The following is a 17,498-nucleotide window of genomic DNA, read 5'->3' on the forward strand; positions in this document are numbered from 1 at the left end:
GCGATACGGATCTATTTACTAATTGCCGATTGCCATTCTCGAATCCAAGCCTTTTGATGTTTTTCAATCTCTGCTGGCTCAAATTCTAACGATTTATTGACCGAATTAATTTGCGCAAAGGCATTAGGTAGATCCGTTTTGATAATCGGATACATCACATTTTTCTCAGCAAATTGGTGTTGGACTTCAGGTGTCAGCAAATAACGTAAAAATTGGCGCGCTAGGTCAATTTCTTGACTGTATTTAATAATTCCGGCTACTTCAACTTGACGATAGTGCCCTTCATCAAAAATAGCTGCTTCGTAGTGATGCTCGTTTTCATTAATGATATGTGCCACTGGCGATGTACTGTAACTAAGTACAAAATCCGCTTCGCCTTTTAAAAACATACCATAAGCTTCGCTCCAACCTTTGGTGACTGTCACCGTGTTTTTAGCGATTTGTTGCCACGCTTCTGCTGCTTTATCACCATAAACTTTTTTTACCCAAAATAGTAAACCAAGTCCTGGTGTACTGGTTCTTGGATCTTGGTAGATGATTTTCCAACCGGCTTTATTTTCAACCAGTTCATGTAAAGAATGAGGTGGATTTTTGACTTTGTTATTATTGTAGATAAAAGCAAAATAACCAAAATCATAAGGCATAAAACTATCATCCCACCAATTGGTGTTGAGATTGTCGGGTTTAGCGATTTGATGAGAAATAAGAATATTCGCTTGTTTGGCTTGCTCTAATAGGTTGTTATCTAACCCTAAAATAACATCCGCATTCGTTTTATCGCCTTCAAGGCGAATACGATTTAAAACCGACACACCATCACCTAATGTCACAACCTCAAGTTGGCAATTGCATTGGGCTTCAAACCCTTTTTTGATTGCCTCACCGGGTCCCCATTGTGACATAAATGAATTATAGCTATAAACCGTCAAAGTCGGCAGTTCTGCATTGGCTAATGGGCTAAAAAGTGAAAATAAAAAAATAACAGGTAGTAAAAAGTTTTTACAAAACATTTTGCCTCCAAAGAAATAGGTAAAAGACAAAAGGTTTGAGCAGATATAATAACTCAAATCCCTCCGCTGGCATTATCCAGTTCAGGTTCGACGAGTTATGTCAGTCAATCTGACACTCTCAGCCCACTAGGGCACCCCGTTGAGAACGACATTAGTTTAGAGGGTGAAGGTATAATTGTAAATAGTTACCTTCAACGGTTGCCTGCAAACTTATCTACGATTTTAGAAGAGAGTAACTGCGCTTGATCAAACTGATAGCTTTATAAAATTTCCGCTTAACCCTATTTGTAATCGGAAAATCGATTTCTTGCTTATTTAAGGGGGGAGTGAGTTTTGCATATTTATCCAAAAAGATATTTTCACCATTATTATCATACTATTTTGTCAATTGTGAATCTGAGTTGTTGCAGATGGTCTTGAGCAAACACCAACGTTGAAAAGAGCAGAAGGATATTTATAATCAGGCAGTTAAACAAATTTCGGCACCTGTTTTCTCTTTATTTTTTTATCTATTTTATAATTGAATTGATAGATTACATCTAAATAAAAAAATTTTCGTTTATAAAAGAATCAGCTATTTACTTGTCCTTAACTAATCCCACAGTGACAATTTATCAATTTATCAGTATTATATTGGGCATTTTATTTTAATCGATTAGGTTCAGTGTGAATATTCAACAACTATTAACACAACGTGTTTCTCAAGCAATGATTATGGCGGGTGCTGATAAAAACTGCGACGCTTTAATCAAGCAATCAGCTAAAGCCCAATTTGGTGACTACCAAGCAAATGGTATCATGTCTACCGCTAAAAAATTGGGAATGCCACCACGAGCATTAGCTGAAAAAGTTTTACAACATCTTGATATTGATGATATTGCCGATAAAATCGAGATCGCCGGTCCTGGTTTTATTAATATCTTTTTAAAAGATAGTTGGATTGCTGAACAAAACGAAGTCGCGCTAAATAGTGATAAACTGAATATTACTTTACCAGCCAAACCACAAACTATTGTGGTTGATTACTCTGCACCAAACGTAGCAAAAGAGATGCACGTCGGCCATTTACGCTCAACTATTATTGGTGATGCTAGTGTCCGAGTATTAAGCTTTCTTGGTCATAATGTTATCCGTGCCAACCATGTTGGTGATTGGGGAACCCAATTTGGGATGTTAATCGCCTACCTTGAAAAAATGGAAAACGAACATGCCAACGATATGGAACTTTCAGATTTAGAATCGTTCTATCGCGCAGCTAAAAAACATTACGACGAAGACGAAGCCTTTGCCGAAAAAGCCCGTAATTATGTCGTAAAACTTCAAGGTGGTGACCAATATTGCCGTGAAATGTGGCGAAAACTGGTGGATATCACCATGACACAAAACATTGCCACATATAAACGCCTTAATGTCACCTTATCGGTTGAAGATACAATGGGCGAAAGCATCTATAACAGTATGCTACCAGGCATTGTTGCCGATCTAAAACAGAAAAAATTAGCGGTTGAAAGTGACGGTGCCATCGTCGTATTTCTAGATGAATATAAAAATAAAGAAGGCGAACCAATGGGCGTTATTATCCAAAAACGTGATGGTGGCTATCTTTATGCAACAACCGACATTGCCTGTGTAAAATATCGTTACGAAACACTTCATGCTGAACGTATTTTATATTATACCGATTCACGTCAACACCAACATCTAGAACAAGTTTGGGATATCGTGCATAAAGCGAAATATGTACCAGAATCCTTAAAACTTGAACACCACATGTTTGGTATGATGTTAGGTAAAGACGGCAAGCCGTTTAAAACTCGTTCAGGTGATACCGTAAAATTAAACGACCTGCTTGACGAAGCTACAGAGCGAGCAGAAGCACTCATTAAAAGTAAAAATGCCGATCTTTCACCAACAGAACTTGCCAAAGTGATTGATGCTGTGGCGATTGGCGCAGTGAAATATGCCGACCTATCCAAAAATCGTACCACCGATTATGTTTTTGATTGGGATAACATGTTGTCATTTGAAGGCAATACTGCACCATATCTACAATATGCCTATACACGCATACTGTCGGTGTTTAGAAAATCAAATATCAACGAAGATAGCTTAACTGGTAATATCAATTTAGGCACGGACAAAGAGCGAACATTAGCAATTCGATTAATTCAATTTGATGAAACCGTTTCAACCGTTGCTGCAGAAGGCACACCGCATGTGCTGTGCGCCTATTTGTATGATATCGCCACCCTATTCTCTAGCTTCTATGAGCACTGCCCAATTTTGGCAGCCGAAAATGAAGACTTAAAACATAGCCGTCTAAAACTGGCATCTTTAACAGCAAAAACCCTTAAAACCGGTTTAGATATGCTTGGTATTAAAACGGTTGAAAAAATGTAACAAAACCAGCCACCGATATTGTTCAATATCGGTGGTATATCGCCACTTAAAAACATCTTAAAAATTTCAGCGTTTAAAATTGAGGGGAGTTTTATAAAACGAAATTTATCCCCAAAAAATCCTCAACTTTTTGATATAAAAACACAACTAAACGCTACAGCTTAAAGCTGGATTATTCATATAAAACAATATTAAAAAGTAGGATTTAGAACCCCAAAAAACCCGCTCCTCAACTTTTTTTGTGATAAAACACCTCAAAAATAAACCCGCGGGTAATTCAAACGTCGCTAAGCCACAAAATCGCTTTTATGGCTAAACGACGTTGACTCGTAGCTTACTTTTAATCACCTAATACTATTTTTTATCAATCCCCCCCCCGCCCTAAGGATTAAGGACGAAGAAATAAAAACTAAGGATAGGCACAAAGTCCGTCGCTGCCTAAGAGGCTCTGCCTCACCACATTACCACGCTGCGTACCCACGATAACCTGGTCACGACCAATGGAGTCACTAGTCCAGAAAAAAAGTTCGAAGGCGGTGCCAACGGTATTATAACCCCACTCAGTGAAAAAACCCGAACCTATATGACGCATAAAACTATTACCAAATGAGGAAGGAGTGGCACTAGGTACAACTAAATCTTTACGAACTGCATTGGTTAAATCCTTTACGCGAGGCATTCGATAACCGATACCATTACACCAAGATAAGGCAGGAGAATAATTGCCATTCCAAGAAACACGGTGGACGAACCACTGCTTCAAAGTAAAACCATATTTAACAACTGGATTACCTTGACCATCACGACCGACCAACTCGAAGGTCTGAGGCAAAGAAGGTTTGGAAATACGACTAGGATTGTCTGAATTAATCTGGAATCTAGTAGCGGAAGGACCAGTTAAAGTAACACGAACGCTTGTAGCTGTAGAATTAGTCATTTTAACTGTGATACCACCCTGAGATATTGGAGGCCAAGACAACGCCTGACTACTGCCACTAATAAGTAAATCAAAATACAATCCATTAGCACCAGTAGTAGGAAAGTTTTGACCGTAAGAGGATGGCTCATTTGACTGAGTGAGAAAACCCTTAGTAGGGTCCCATATCAAAGCTGGGCCAGCATAACCACCTGAATTAGGTCTGGCAAAACAAACCATCGGTGTAACGTTAGGGTTGATGTAATAAGTTACACTACTTGCACTGAAATCACTACGATTGGGAACGCCATAACGTGTAGATAATGTGCCGTTAGTACTTGATAAGGTAAACTTATAAGGTGCCTTACAAATTGTTGGCACTGTACTACGTGATACAGATTGACCATATTTATCGACGATAGATAAACTTAAAGAACCTGTAGCAGTAATGCCAGAATCACCATCTTCATCCCCCCAATAGTTATAAGGCGGACCGATAAGAGAACTTAAAGCGACTGAATTAGTATTAGTAGGGACCAACATACGAATATCAGCAAAACTCTGACCTGCAACCGGTAAGACGATTGGGGTTATAGATGAAGAATTGGTAGAAGGCGTATAATGTTTACCATCAGATAGTGTAATACCAAGCAGATCGTTAGTATTAACAATACGAGTACGACCACCGTCGAAAGTCAAATACGGCGCACTACCCTGTATCGCATTCCTAGTTGTCTGTGAAGTTAATGCGTGCCCCGAAAAAGGAATAAAAAGAGCCACAAAAAAAACAATCTGCCGGGATAATTGAGAAAAGGATCGAAAAAAGGATCGCGCGAAAATTCGCTGAATTTCACTTGATTCAGTAGAAAAATAAACGTCAGTGGAAAATTTAAGATGGGAGCTGAACTTAGACGAATTTAAATTATAGGTTGGCCAAGTTGCCTGTTGCCTGTTGCCTGTTGAAAATTATAGAACATCTGCGACAATCCTGTCAAGTATATTTATGATTTATTTAATATTTTTTTATTTATTGTTTTAGCTATCCCGCTAAAATTATGTAAAAAGTATAGTGACTGAAAAAACACGGTGCAATACTTTTTTTACTTTAGATCGTTAACTTTCGTAAAGATTATCATGAAATAACATGGTTAAAAAATAACTACATATTGTTTTAATTGGAAATATAGCATTTACAAAACCTTAGTAATTATAATTATTGATCCTGAAAAATTTTATCTTAGCATTTAGAATTAATGATGTTGATCATTAAATAATTTTTAAGTGAAATTTAAAACCTCAAAAACCCCTCTCCTCAACTTTTTTTCGATAAAAAACCACAAAAATAAACCCGCCGAGGCGGGTAATTGTAGCGTCACTAAGCCACAAAATCGCTTTTTTTATGGCTAAACGACGTTGACTCGTAGCTTACTTTTAATCACCTAATACTATTTTTTATCACTCCCACCCCTGCCCTAAGGATTAAGGACGAAGAAATAAAAACTAAGGATAGGCACAAAGCCCGGGGAGAGTTTGACGATAGGAGTACCCATTCACATGACCGGAGTTTGTTTGCACGGCAAAATTGATATCCTGGGCATTACCATAGACATTGGGGTCACTAGTCCAGTGCCAATTGCTGATGAAGCCAACGCGATAGTAAGACATAACGCCCCACTCCGAGAAAAAGCCAGAACCTATATGACGCATAAACTCATTTCCTGGTGAGGAAGGGGTGGCACTAGGTACGACTACACCAGGATAAGTATGAACAGCGTTGGTTAAATCCTTTACGCGAGGCATTCGATAACCAATACTATTACACCAAGATAAAGTATTAGGATAAGTATCAACCTTATCACCACGGTGAACAAACCACTGCTTCAAAGTAAAACCATATTTAACGACAGGATTACCTTGACGGTCACGACCGACCAACTCGAAGGTCTGAGGCAAAGATGGAGTGGAAACACGACCAGGATTGTCTGAATTATGCTGGGATGTGGTAGCGTAAGGACCAGTTAAAGTAACACGAACGCGTGTAGCAGTAGGATTAGACATTGTGACTGTGATACCACCCTGAGAAACAGGTGACGAAGACCAAGACAATGGCTGAAGACTACCTCTAATATTTAATTCAAAGTACAGTCCATTAGCGCCAGTTGTAGGAAAGTTTAAACCGTAATGTGATGGGTCAGTTGACTGAGGGATAAAACCACCTCTAGGGTTCCACATCGAAGAAGGACCATCTATACCACTATTCGAAGCAGATCTTACAAAACAAAGCACCGGCGTAGTCTTAGGAATTACGTGATAATACGCATTACGAGCACTGAAATCAATACGATTAGGAACACCATAACGTGTGGATAATGTACCGTTAGTACTGGATAACATAATAACATAAGGAGAATTACAAGCCATTAACACGGAATTACGTGATATAGCTTGATTAAATCTATCTAAGATAGATAAACTTAACGAACCAGTAGCATTAATGTCACTATCACCATCATCATCCCCCCAATAATTATAAGGTGGACCGATAAGTGTACTTAAATCGACTGAATTAGCACTATTAGGAACCAACATACCAATATCAGCAAAACTCTGCCCCTCAACGGGCAAGACGATAGGTCTTGAATCAGATGAAGTATTCGTAGAAGGCGTATAATGTGTACCATCAGATAGTGTAATCCCGAGCAGATCGTTAGTATTAACAACACGAGTACGACCGCCGTCGAAAGTCAAATACGGCGCACTACCCTGTATCGCATTCCTAGTTGTCTGTGAAGTCAATGCGTGACCCGAAAAAGGAAGGAAAAGAGCCACAAAAAAAACAATCTGCCGGGATAATTGAGAAAAGGATCGTAAAAAGGATCCGAAAAAGGATCGCGCGATAATACGCAGAATTCCGTAGAATTGCGTGGAAAAATAAGTATCGGTATAAAAAAGATGTTGGAAGCTGAACTTAGACGAATTTAAATTATAGGTTGGCCAAGTTGCCTGTTGCCTGTTGCCTGTTGAAAATTATAAAACATGTGCGACAATCCTGTCAAGTAGTTTTTTGATTTATTTGAAATTTTACACTTCTAAGCTGCGTTTTAGCCTCGTAGCTAAACCGCGTAAAAAGTATAGTGATTGGAAAAACACGTTGCAACACTTTTTTTCGCTCATTTGCGTTAACTTTAGTAAATAAGATCTAAAAAGGATCAAAATGATATTTGGTTAATTGTTGTTTTAATTAAATATATTTCAATTACAAATCTTTAAGAATGTGATTATTGATCCTGAAAATTTTATCTTTGAGTTTAAAATCAATGACATTGATCATTAAATAATTTTGAAATGGAATTTAGAAGATCAAAAACCCCACTCCTCAACTTTTTTATTAAAAAGATTATCCGTTTTCAACGCTTTTAAGCTGTCTTTAGATATTATTTATTGGGATTAAGAATATTCTGGAGAAGGCGTTCACTGGGTTTAATGATTGTCTATTATTGTTATGACTTGGCATTTTCTAAAGATTTTACTAATTTTTCTGAATATCACCTTGATTAGTAAAAATTGGCGTTAAATTTGGTCGCGCTGTGTTGAGTTTGGAATTAACCCTTTTATTGTTTTGTACTGATAAATTATTAAATTTGCAGTCAATACAATATTGTGACGGTATAGACTCCTCAATTATTTTTACATTGATAATGTTAATCTCATTTTTTCGACTCTCGTTAATTATTATTAAATAATCAGTTAGCTAAGTTTGGGTTATTTGTTTAGAAACTATAGACTATTTTATGATGATTTGGTTGGGTTAAAATCTCAAAAATAATACTTTAACCATTTCATTTGTTTAAATATTTTTTAATTTAAAGTGCTTGATCTTATCATTCAAATGATTAGAATTCTCTGCAATTTATTCAAGATTAAAGTTAACTATTTATGACAAATTGTAATTTTGCAGTCCTAAACAATAATGAATGTAAAGTAGTTTGATCCTCCTTTTTGGGGGATTTTTTTTGTCCAATTAATTTTAAAAGTAACTCAATTGTAGAGGCCCATTATGACCGATAGTAAAACCCTGTTATCAACGAGTCGAGATCAAAGTTTAAAAGCATATTTGATGAATAAAATTAAGCAAAATGGTGGTTGGGTTAATTCACATATGCACGCAGACCGTGCTTTTACCATTACGGTTGATAGTTTTGATGTCTATCAAAAACAGACGTTGATTGAGAAATGGGATACGCTTGATAAAGTAAAAGCCGCTATGAGCGAAGATGATTATTATCGCCATTTTAGCATGGCAGTTGAGCGGATGATTGAGCAAGGTGTGTCAGCAATGGGGTCGTTTGTTGATATTGATCCGATTGCTGAGGAACGGGCGATTCGAGGTGCTCTGCGGGCACGCGAGACGTATAAAAAAGATATTACCATTAAATTAGTGAACCAAACGCTTAAAGGGGTTATTGATAAAGAGGCGCGTTATTGGTTTGATAAAGGGGCTGATTTAGTGGATATTATCGGTGGCTTGCCTCGTCGTGATGAGCGTGATCATGGTGAAGGTATGGGGCTTGTCCATTTAGATGTGTTGATGCAAACAGGTAAATCATTAGGCAAAATGGTACATGTGCATGTTGATCAATTTAATTCATCAGATGAGATCGAGACTGAGCAACTTACCGATAAAACTATTGAGCATGGTATGCATGGTAAGGTGGTCGCTATTCATAGTATTTCGATTACTGCGCATAGTTTGGAATATCGCCAAAAACTTTATCAAAAAATGAAAGAGGCAAAGATGATGGTGATTGCTTGTCCATTTGCTTGGATTGATAGCCCTCGTCGTGAAGAACATGGCCCTACTCGTAATTCTTTAACGCCTGTAGATGAACTTGCTGCTGCGGGTATTCCTGTTGCAATCGGTACAGATAATGTGAGTGATTATATGTTACCTTTTTCAACCGGTAATATGTGGGAAGAGCTTAAATTACTCGTGACGGGTTGTCGTTATACTGATTTAGATAATGTGGTGAATGTTGCAACCAAAAATGGGCGAATGGTTTTAGGGCTTGAATAATTGCCTAGAAATCTGATTTTAAATTTTTATAAAATCTCACTTTTTGTGGGATTTTTTTGTTTATAGACGATAGTTTTCATTTCTCTTTATTTTTTTATTTTTAGCTTACTTACGTATCGTCTTTTCACTATTTAATCTGCTTTGATTAAAGTTGTAGAAATTTGAAGATAGATTATGCGTATAATTGTTTTAATTCATGGGTCTATTGATAAAAAGGGATCATCTTGATGAAAGAAGTTAAGACTGGTTGGCGGATTGATTTTTAACCCTTAAATAATATTTTATTTAAGGGTTAATCGCACTTTAAATGCGAGTTTTTCTTACGCGTTTATTCGTTCTTGGATTGAGTTTAACCCGTTTTGGAATGCGCTTTTCTGAGGTTGATTTGCTGGTAAAGCTTTTTACTTCCTCTGGTAAGCCTACTAATTGTCGTAAGTAATTAACCGAGTCTATGTTTAGTTCCATCCATGTGCCACGAGATAAGCCTTTCGGTAAGGTGATATTACCATAGCGAATTCGGAGTAATCGGCTAACTTGGACACCTACGGCTTCCCACATGCGACGGACTTCTCGGTTGCGACCTTCAGTAATAACCACATTGAACCACTGATTTAAGCCATCCCCACCTTGTGGTTTGATGGAGTTAAATGCAGCTGGACCATCTTCAAGCTGTACACCTTTGCGAAGTTGATTCAGTTGTTGGTCGGTAATATTGCCGAATACTCGTACCGCATATTCCCGTTCGATTTCATGCCTTGGGTGCATAAGGCGGTTGGCTAGTTCGCCATCGGTTGTGAAGAGTAATAATCCAGAGGTATTAATATCAAGCCGACCAATATTGATCCAGCGTGCGTTTTTTATTCGTGGTAATCGTTCAAATACGTTTGCACGACCTTGCGGATCATGGCGAGAGCAGATCTCCCCTTCTGGTTTATAGTAAGCTAGTACGCGACAGACTTCTTTTTCTTTGCTTCTTAACTGGACTAAGTGGCCGTTGATACGGATTTTAGGGTTGGCATTGACGTCAACGCGATCACCTAGCGTTGCTATTTTACCGTCAACGCTAATTTTGCCAGCTACGATCATGGCTTCAATCTCACGACGAGAACCATTGCCTAAATTGGCTAATACTTTTTGTAATTTTTCAGAATTCAATTTTTTCATTTTGCCTCGCTACCTTCACAGGTATCTTTATCTAAAGTTGGTTTATTTTACCTTGGGTAAAAAACGTATATCGACATAATAACGTTTTGGGTTTGCTTCATCAATATAGACGGTTATTGTCTCTTGATTAATGAAAGGTTTTGGATCAAACCAAATGTTTTCACTTTTAAAAAGATGAATCTCATCGGGTGTTGTTCTGTCTTGCCACTGGCTATAAATGATGTAAGGAGAGCGACCTCGGACAGTTAATGCGGTATTTTTTTCAATCGAATTTATCTTGGCTTCAATTTGTCGGCCACTTGCTAACAATGCTCGTTTTAGTTTATTTTTTTTAGATTTAAAATAAAAATAACCACCACTTGTTAAAAATAGTAGGCTTGCGAGTATGCCTAAAATTATTTCTCCAAGCCACATTGAGAAAGTATCGTTAATTTTAGCATGATCAGCGTTTTGCGGATCATAGATAATATCAACCACATCACCTTTCTGATAAGCTGAAGGATTACTACCAACATTTGATTTAACCTTTCTGACTTGTTCCTGAGTATCAACAAATTGAAAGATAGGATAATAAGATACGGATCGATTGCCATTAGAATCTTTTGAATACGACTCTTCAAAGTCAATAACGGTGCCGGTAGTACTTAGTGAAGAGTTAATAAAATTGATCTGTTTTATCGATAGATAGAGTACCAATGACATTAATCCAATACTTATAATTAAAATAAGTGCCATTATTTTCTTCATTTCTTTCCCTATATAATGTTTAATTTTTTTTATTTAAAAGGTGAAGTATCACCACTTCCTTCTCGAATAATATCAGGATAATCGTGAGTTAGATCAATAACGGTGGTTGGTTGTTCGCTGATATAGCCACCATGAACGATGGCATCAAGTTGATGACCAATTTTATCTTCTATCTCTTCAGGATCAGACTGGGCTTCATTTTCGTTAGGTAAAATTAGCGTGGTGGTCATTAAAGGTTGTCCAAGTAATTCGAGAAGCGCTAAATCTATTTTATTATCGGGAATGCGAAGTCCTATGGTTTTGCGTTTTTCGTTCATTAAGCGTCGTGGCACTTCTTTACTTGCAGGTAAGATGAAGACGTATTTTCCGGGTGTATTGTTTTTTAGCAACCGAAAAGTGGTGTTATCAACGAACGCATAAGATGAGAGTTCGGATAGATCACGACACATTAAGGTGAAGTTATGGTGTTTATCAAGGTTGCGAATTTGGCAAATGCGATCTACACCATACTTGTTATCAAGCAAACAACCTAGCGAATAACCGGAATCAGTCGGAAATGCTATTACACCGCCGTCATTTAATATTTTGACAACTTGATCTAATAATCTTGTTTGTGGATTATCTGGGTGAATATAAAATGTTTGGCTCATAATATTCTTCTTTGTTGATTGCTGGTTAAAAAATGTGAGGAACGGTGTTTTTCATCACGGTTTAATTTATATCCAATCATGCCATATAGGTGTTACGCTACCCGGCAATGGTGTTGTTTTACCTAAATCAAGATAATTGACCAAATCATGAAAATCAGAGCCTTGCGAAGCCAATAACTCAAATTCATTAGCCAGTTTGGCTAGTTTTTGTAAATCATCTTGTGTTTGTCGGCTTTGTGAAACTTCAATCGCATCACCGCCGAATGTTTTAAATTCACTAATTAATAATTTTAATTTAGTTAGGGTCAAATCATAACGAGATGGGTGTGCTAATACAGCTTGTCCACCAGCAGAATGAATGGCATTAATCGCATCAGCAATACCGCAACAATTGGCCGGAACATAAGCATAACCACCTTTGCCTAGGTATTTTTTAAATGCTCGTTTCATATCTTTGACATAACCATTAGCCACTAAAAAGCGAGCAAAATGGGCTCGAGAAACGATATCGCCTTTCGAATATTGTTGGGCTTGTTGATAAGCGTCGTGAATATTGACTTTAGCCAATTTTTCACTAATGCTTATTGCTCTATCAATTCGGCCTTTTTCTTGGGCTAATAACAATTCAAGCAACTGCGTATTTTCAATATCGACATTCAATCCAACAATATGAATTTCGCTATTTTTCCATATCGTCGATATCTCTACACCGTAAATCAATTTTACTGGTAAGTTTTCACGCGCGATAGTCTCTTTTGCTTCAGGCAAACCTTTGATCGTATCGTGATCGGTGATAGCTAGCATGTTGATTTGATTATCTGTAGCTCTTTTAACCAGTTCAGTTGGCGTTAAGATGCCATCTGATGCAGTTGTGTGCGAATGTAAGTCGACAATCACTTTTTTCTCGAAAATTATTTTTAAACGTGTAATATACCACACAATTTGCACGACCACTAAAAGGTATATTATGAAAGATCAAATTCAGCTTGCTCAGCAAGACACTCTTGCTATTATTCAGGAACTTTTAGAAGACGGTAGTGATCCACATGCTATGTATATTATTGAGTACCATATCTCATCACAAAACTTCGATCAGCTCGAAAAAGTGGCAGTAGAAGCTTATAAATTAGGCTATGAAGCAACCGATCCTGATGAGGATGTTGATGATGAAGGCAATGTTGTTATTGGTTTTGATATTATCGCTGAAAGTCCGTTAAATGCTGAGTCAATCAATAATCAAATTGCTCAGGTGATTACATTGGCAAACCAATTCGGGGTTAATTATGACGGTTGGGGAACCTACTTCGAGGATGGCAGTGATGATGATGCTGAAGATGTGGAAACTTTGCACTAATTAATCCCCCCTTCTTAATCACCCTTCAACTTTTTGGGATTTATTCTTATCCGCTAAAATAGCGGATAAGAATTATATTTTACATTTTTAAGCCTACAGCCCTACTGGTTCTTTTCTGATTTGGAGAGACACTACGAACCAATACGTGTTCGACATTGTTAATGGCAACGGGTCCTTTATAACGCTGCCAACTTTCGCCTTGATTAGTTGAATATTCAATGGCTAATCCCGGATAGACGATATTAGCAATGAGTTTACCATTTTCAATTTTCGCCCCCGGTGTTGGTAAGCGATAAACAATTTTGGCTAAATCAAGTTTGGATAATTCGCGTTGTCCCACTAAATTAGCAAATAATGTCCAATCTTTAAGTAATTGGTTTTGATTGACATAATGCGTCGTTCCTTTCGAAAATTCACGATCTTTTTGGTAAGCAATTTCCCAATCAGCTTGATGCCATGCTCGTTCCGCGACAGCTATTAACCTTGGATATATCATATATTCCATCTGATTATCAGTACGAACAATTTCGCTCCATAGTTGTGCGGATAAGCCGTAACTGCCAGACCAATCTAACGTGCCTTTAGCATTGAATGGGTTTCCATCACGATCAACGGATGTTTCAGCATTTTGAGGTAAGTTATTTGGCGCGAAGCTAAATATTTTACGTTCATCATTAAAACGAGTAGCCCAATAATAACCGGGTTCTAACGTATTAACTTCGTAAGGAAAATCAAGATAAACATAATCAGGATTCGATATCACTATTTGATAACCTTTGTTGGTCCATTCACTCGCTGAGTCAAAACCACCCCAGTAAAGTGTGTCCCAAAAGTTAACAGTGACTTTATCGACAGCGAAGTCTTTGGCACTTTCGGCATATTTTACGCCGTCTTGCCATGCTTGCATGTGATTGATGCCATGATTTTTAACTATTTTACTGGCTTCAATAGCAAAATAACTCGGTAGATGTTTTATATCTTTGATGGTGCCTTGTTTAACCAATGTTTGGCAGGCTTGGGATTTTGCCCACGGTAGATCTTCAATGCTTTGATCGATTAAGCCTTTACCCGCCTCTTTTGCGTGGATATCTTGATATCCCGGACCAAGTCGAATATTTTTGGCTTCATCACCGCCAAAGTGCCAAACAGTCAGTGGTTGTCCTGCTTGATTATGCATTTTGGCAATTTCAGTGATCACTTTATCGACAAAGCGTTTAGATGAATCTAAGCAAGGATTTAGGTAACTTTTTCGATCGTAAAATTGTACCGTTGTGGTATTTGAATCATCACTTGGATCAACTAAACGAAACTCATTAGCTTCTGCTTGTTTACCTTCTTGCATTAGGCGTTGATAACGTGCTTCCATAGACACAATTGCAGCTCTGGCATGTGCTGGCATATCAATTTCAGGGATCACCTCAATAAAGCGATCTTTAGCATATTTGACAATTTCAATGTAATCATCACGACTAAAGTAGCCACTACCTAAATTATCACTATCAGGTCCTGATCCTAATTGCGGTAATAGGCATTTGTTTTCGCTCAGATCATGACAACGCTTGCTACCGACCTCGGTCAATTCCGGAAGACCTGGGATCTCAATTCGCCATCCTTCATCATCACTAAGGTGAAAATGGAATTTGTTTAATTTATAACTCGCCATTTGATCGAGTAATCTTAATACCGCTTGCTTTGTTTTAAAGTTACGTCCGGTGTCTAACATAATGCCACGATAGTCAAAGCGTGGGTAATCTTCGACTTTTAGCATAGCAATGGTTGGGTTTTCGTTAACGGGAATCAACGATAAGATCGATTCTACACCATAAAAAATTCCGCGTTCATCAAAGGCAGTTATAGTCGCTTGCTTATCGCCAATATTCAGTTGATAAGCACCTGATACGCCATTTTTAAATTTGGCCGCATCAATATTTGCTACAATCTTATAACCTTTATCCGTTAATGGGATATTTAAATTGTTAAATTGTTGATTGAGTACGGCTAAGCTGGCGTCATTAAGTCCTTTTAATTGAAGATGAATGCCATTTTTACCAAGCTGTATATCTTTTTCAGCAAGGGTAAGTTTCACCGGCGTTGGAATAATTTGCCCACGCATGGCCTTTTTATCAAGTGGCTTAATATCGGCATTACGTTCAAATCGATTAACCGTCGTCATTAAAATATTATGATCATCGGGCGTGCGCTTCCACTGTTCACCGGTTAGGGAAACAAAATCATCGAATTCCGTATTACTGATCACTTTTGGTGTAGCGTCGGTTGATGTTACATACCAGCGAGGGATAACATCCGATTCGCTTAACTGCCAATACTCACCGATAATAGGTATATCTATGCTGGCTTTAGCCGGAAATCCGGTAAATTTTTCAGTTGGCTCTATTTTATGAAGATCACCGGTAAGATGAGTGATTTTGAATTGATCGTTGTCAACCGCCAATATCATTCTGATACTACTAAAATAGATTGCCCAATCTTTGTCGTTGATAGCTTCGCCATCATTGTTTAACGAGATTGTAGCTTTGAAACAAGATGCCCAATCAGCACCTAAAATTGCACAATCAACACCATGTTCACCAGCTTGATTATCAACAATAGTATATTTGACACTAAGCTTTGAACTTATTTCATCAACAATTTTCTGAGAGGCGTAAGCCGAAGAAGATACTCCAAAACTTAGCAGAGAAACGATTGAAGTAAACAATATTTTAGATTTTTTCATAATATTTCCCTATTTTTGCTTTGCTTGAAACACAGTGAAAGGTATTGTGACAATAAACTTGATATCTCGTTCATCTTGGAAAATGTTGCCATATCCACCACCCCAACTGTTGATATGATTTTCATGGTTATTATATTTGGTGTAATGTAATTGGAAAGAGGTGTCTTTAGCCCAAGTGTCTTGAATAGTGTAGCCTAAATCAAAATTGTAAGCTGATTCAACTAAGCGATTCTTTTGATTTTTTGCTATTGAATTTGGTTTTGCATCCCAACCAAAAGCATAAGATGCCCCCGTTCTCCAGCCGGTTAGATACGTTGATAGATTCCCTAAATCGTAAGTCACTTCAGCAAATAGGGCTTTTTCACCATTAGCATTAAAGTCCGATCGTGAGTTCCACCAAACATCTAGTCGTCCATTAGATGAAGCATAATCTGGCGTCATACGTTGTAAAAAGAAGCCTTGTTTACCTTCAGCCTTAATTGCTACCCCTTCAAGGCGTAGACCAACTGGTCCAACTTGGTAAGCTAATGTTGCCGCTTGTAACCATGCTAAGCCGTCATAGACCTTATCCCCTTTATGAGACTGGTCTTTGGCACCATAAAATTGATAACTCATGGTTAACGGATTATCAAGCATATCTGTTTTATAAGATGCTTTACCAAAATATTGATTCATGTAATTTTTGGCTTGACCAAAGGCGGTTTCTAACACTAAATCATTTTTAAAGTCATATTTCAAACCGGCTGAGTGTAGATAATCAATCTTCTTCCCTTTTCCCCATTGTTTAAATTCATAAAGGCGTTTGTACCATGGCGCTTTATATTTATCTGTCCACATATAAGACATCGATAAGGCACCAGCTTGATCAAAATCGAGCGTTGTGCCTAATTCAAAACCTCGATAAGTACCCGGTAATAAACTCCAGTGAGGGGCTAATAGTGTTTGACCAGATGGCTGAATAAAACCGGCTTTTAGCCAAAACCGTTCATCTTGTTTAAAATTGACCTGTGCTTTATAAAAACTCACACCACTGACATCTTTTTTCCAATCCTCATCCCAGCGGGTGCGTGCGCCACTAAAACCAATTTCATTAGGATGACCATTGCCACCGTTACTGACTTCCCATGCACCATATCCGCCCAGTTCAATACCAAGGTGATCAGCAATATAGCCTGATCTAAAATCTAAATTTGTGTTGAATGATGAGTGCCTGAGGTTTTTTTCATATTTATGTTCTTCAATATTTTTTCTTTCTCGATCACGATTCCAAAAAAATACGTTACCGGTTAATGATGCATCATCAATAAATTCACTAGCATATTGAGCTTGTGCGGGGCATATGCTACTTAAAATGGTTATCGATAAAAAAAGTTTAGTAAAATGATTAAAACGATAGGGTAAACCAAGTGCATTATCCAGACTCATAATTTCATTCCCATATTTATATAA

The 17,498-nt window shown here is 37.7% G+C and carries 12 protein-coding genes and 1 riboswitch; of the genes, 3 read left to right on the forward strand and 9 right to left on the reverse strand.

Features of this window, described 5'->3' with window-relative positions; genetic code table 11:
• Positions 1 to 11: 11 nt before the first annotated feature.
• Entirely contained in the window at positions 12 to 1,010 is a 999-nt protein-coding gene (gene thiB, locus GYM76_RS05930; RefSeq protein ID WP_220224878.1) for a thiamine ABC transporter substrate binding subunit, read from the reverse strand.
• Positions 1,011 to 1,050: 40 nt separating this feature from the next.
• A riboswitch (TPP riboswitch) is annotated at positions 1,051 to 1,159 on the reverse strand.
• Between the two features lie 517 nt (positions 1,160 to 1,676).
• Here thiB and argS point away from each other — a divergent pair.
• Positions 1,677 to 3,410: an arginine--tRNA ligase gene (argS, locus tag GYM76_RS05935; RefSeq protein WP_220224879.1), complete on the forward strand. Its 1,734-nt coding sequence runs from the start codon at positions 1,677 to 1,679 to the stop codon at positions 3,408 to 3,410.
• Positions 3,411 to 3,819: 409 nt separating this feature from the next.
• Here argS and GYM76_RS05940 read toward each other — a convergent pair whose 3' ends face one another.
• Positions 3,820 to 5,106, reverse strand: a complete 1,287-nt coding sequence (locus tag GYM76_RS05940; RefSeq protein WP_141673939.1) for a hypothetical protein — start codon at positions 5,104 to 5,106, stop codon at positions 3,820 to 3,822.
• 720 nt (positions 5,107 to 5,826) lie between these two features.
• Positions 5,827 to 7,122 carry a hypothetical protein gene (locus GYM76_RS05945; protein ID WP_220224880.1) on the reverse strand — a complete coding sequence of 432 codons (1,296 nt, stop codon included), beginning with the start codon at positions 7,120 to 7,122 and terminating at the stop codon, positions 5,827 to 5,829.
• 1,261 nt (positions 7,123 to 8,383) lie between these two features.
• Between GYM76_RS05945 and GYM76_RS05950 the strand changes: the two genes are divergently transcribed.
• Entirely contained in the window at positions 8,384 to 9,400 is a 1,017-nt protein-coding gene (locus GYM76_RS05950; RefSeq protein WP_065734544.1) for an amidohydrolase family protein, read from the forward strand.
• A gap of 303 nt (positions 9,401 to 9,703) precedes the next feature.
• On the opposite strand, the gene rluB is transcribed toward GYM76_RS05950, so the two are convergent.
• From rluB to GYM76_RS05970, 4 genes are all read right to left on the reverse strand, one after another.
• Positions 9,704 to 10,564: a 23S rRNA pseudouridine(2605) synthase RluB gene (gene rluB, locus GYM76_RS05955; RefSeq protein ID WP_220224881.1), complete on the reverse strand. Its 861-nt coding sequence runs from the start codon at positions 10,562 to 10,564 to the stop codon at positions 9,704 to 9,706.
• 42 nt (positions 10,565 to 10,606) lie between these two features.
• Positions 10,607 to 11,311 carry a DUF3592 domain-containing protein gene (locus tag GYM76_RS05960; RefSeq protein ID WP_220224882.1) on the reverse strand — a complete coding sequence of 235 codons (705 nt, stop codon included), beginning with the start codon at positions 11,309 to 11,311 and terminating at the stop codon, positions 10,607 to 10,609.
• Between the two features lie 29 nt (positions 11,312 to 11,340).
• Positions 11,341 to 11,961: an L-threonylcarbamoyladenylate synthase gene (locus GYM76_RS05965; RefSeq protein ID WP_065561914.1), complete on the reverse strand. Its 621-nt coding sequence runs from the start codon at positions 11,959 to 11,961 to the stop codon at positions 11,341 to 11,343.
• A 66-nt stretch (positions 11,962 to 12,027) separates the two neighbouring features.
• Positions 12,028 to 12,900, reverse strand: a complete 873-nt coding sequence (locus GYM76_RS05970) for a PHP domain-containing protein (protein WP_220224883.1) — start codon at positions 12,898 to 12,900, stop codon at positions 12,028 to 12,030.
• A 28-nt stretch (positions 12,901 to 12,928) separates the two neighbouring features.
• On the opposite strand from GYM76_RS05970, the gene rraB reads away from it, so the two are divergent.
• The gene (gene rraB, locus GYM76_RS05975; protein WP_220224884.1) at positions 12,929 to 13,315 is read left to right on the forward strand and encodes a ribonuclease E inhibitor RraB; all 387 of its coding nucleotides are present in this window, start codon (positions 12,929 to 12,931) and stop codon (positions 13,313 to 13,315) included.
• Between the two features lie 79 nt (positions 13,316 to 13,394).
• Here the strand turns inward: rraB and GYM76_RS05980 are convergent, their stop codons facing one another.
• Together GYM76_RS05980 and GYM76_RS05985 are read right to left on the reverse strand one after the other, a co-directional pair.
• Positions 13,395 to 16,049: a beta-N-acetylhexosaminidase gene (locus GYM76_RS05980; RefSeq protein ID WP_220224885.1), complete on the reverse strand. Its 2,655-nt coding sequence runs from the start codon at positions 16,047 to 16,049 to the stop codon at positions 13,395 to 13,397.
• 9 nt (positions 16,050 to 16,058) lie between these two features.
• Positions 16,059 to 17,474, reverse strand: coding sequence for an OprD family outer membrane porin (locus tag GYM76_RS05985; protein WP_081299435.1), 1,416 nt, complete (start codon positions 17,472 to 17,474; stop codon positions 16,059 to 16,061).
• Positions 17,475 to 17,498 lie beyond the last annotated feature (24 nt).

Origin of the sequence: Gilliamella sp. ESL0443 (assembly GCF_019469165.1) — a bacterium.
Classification (GTDB): domain Bacteria; phylum Pseudomonadota; class Gammaproteobacteria; order Enterobacterales; family Orbaceae; genus Gilliamella; species Gilliamella apicola_E.

Excerpts from the sequence above, each read along its gene's own strand:
- thiB (WP_220224878.1), bottom strand. The coding sequence starts at position 1,010 with ATGTTTTGTAAAAACTTTTTACTACCTGTTATTTTTTTATTTTCACTT.
- GYM76_RS05950 (WP_065734544.1), top strand. The coding sequence starts at position 8,384 with ATGACCGATAGTAAAACCCTGTTATCAACGAGTCGAGATCAAAGTTTA.
- rluB (WP_220224881.1), bottom strand. The coding sequence starts at position 10,564 with ATGAAAAAATTGAATTCTGAAAAATTACAAAAAGTATTAGCCAATTTA.
- GYM76_RS05960 (WP_220224882.1), bottom strand. The coding sequence starts at position 11,311 with ATGAAGAAAATAATGGCACTTATTTTAATTATAAGTATTGGATTAATG.
- GYM76_RS05965 (WP_065561914.1), bottom strand. The coding sequence starts at position 11,961 with ATGAGCCAAACATTTTATATTCACCCAGATAATCCACAAACAAGATTA.
- rraB (WP_220224884.1), top strand. The coding sequence starts at position 12,929 with ATGAAAGATCAAATTCAGCTTGCTCAGCAAGACACTCTTGCTATTATT.
- GYM76_RS05980 (WP_220224885.1), bottom strand. The coding sequence starts at position 16,049 with ATGAAAAAATCTAAAATATTGTTTACTTCAATCGTTTCTCTGCTAAGT.
- GYM76_RS05985 (WP_081299435.1), bottom strand. The coding sequence starts at position 17,474 with ATGAGTCTGGATAATGCACTTGGTTTACCCTATCGTTTTAATCATTTT.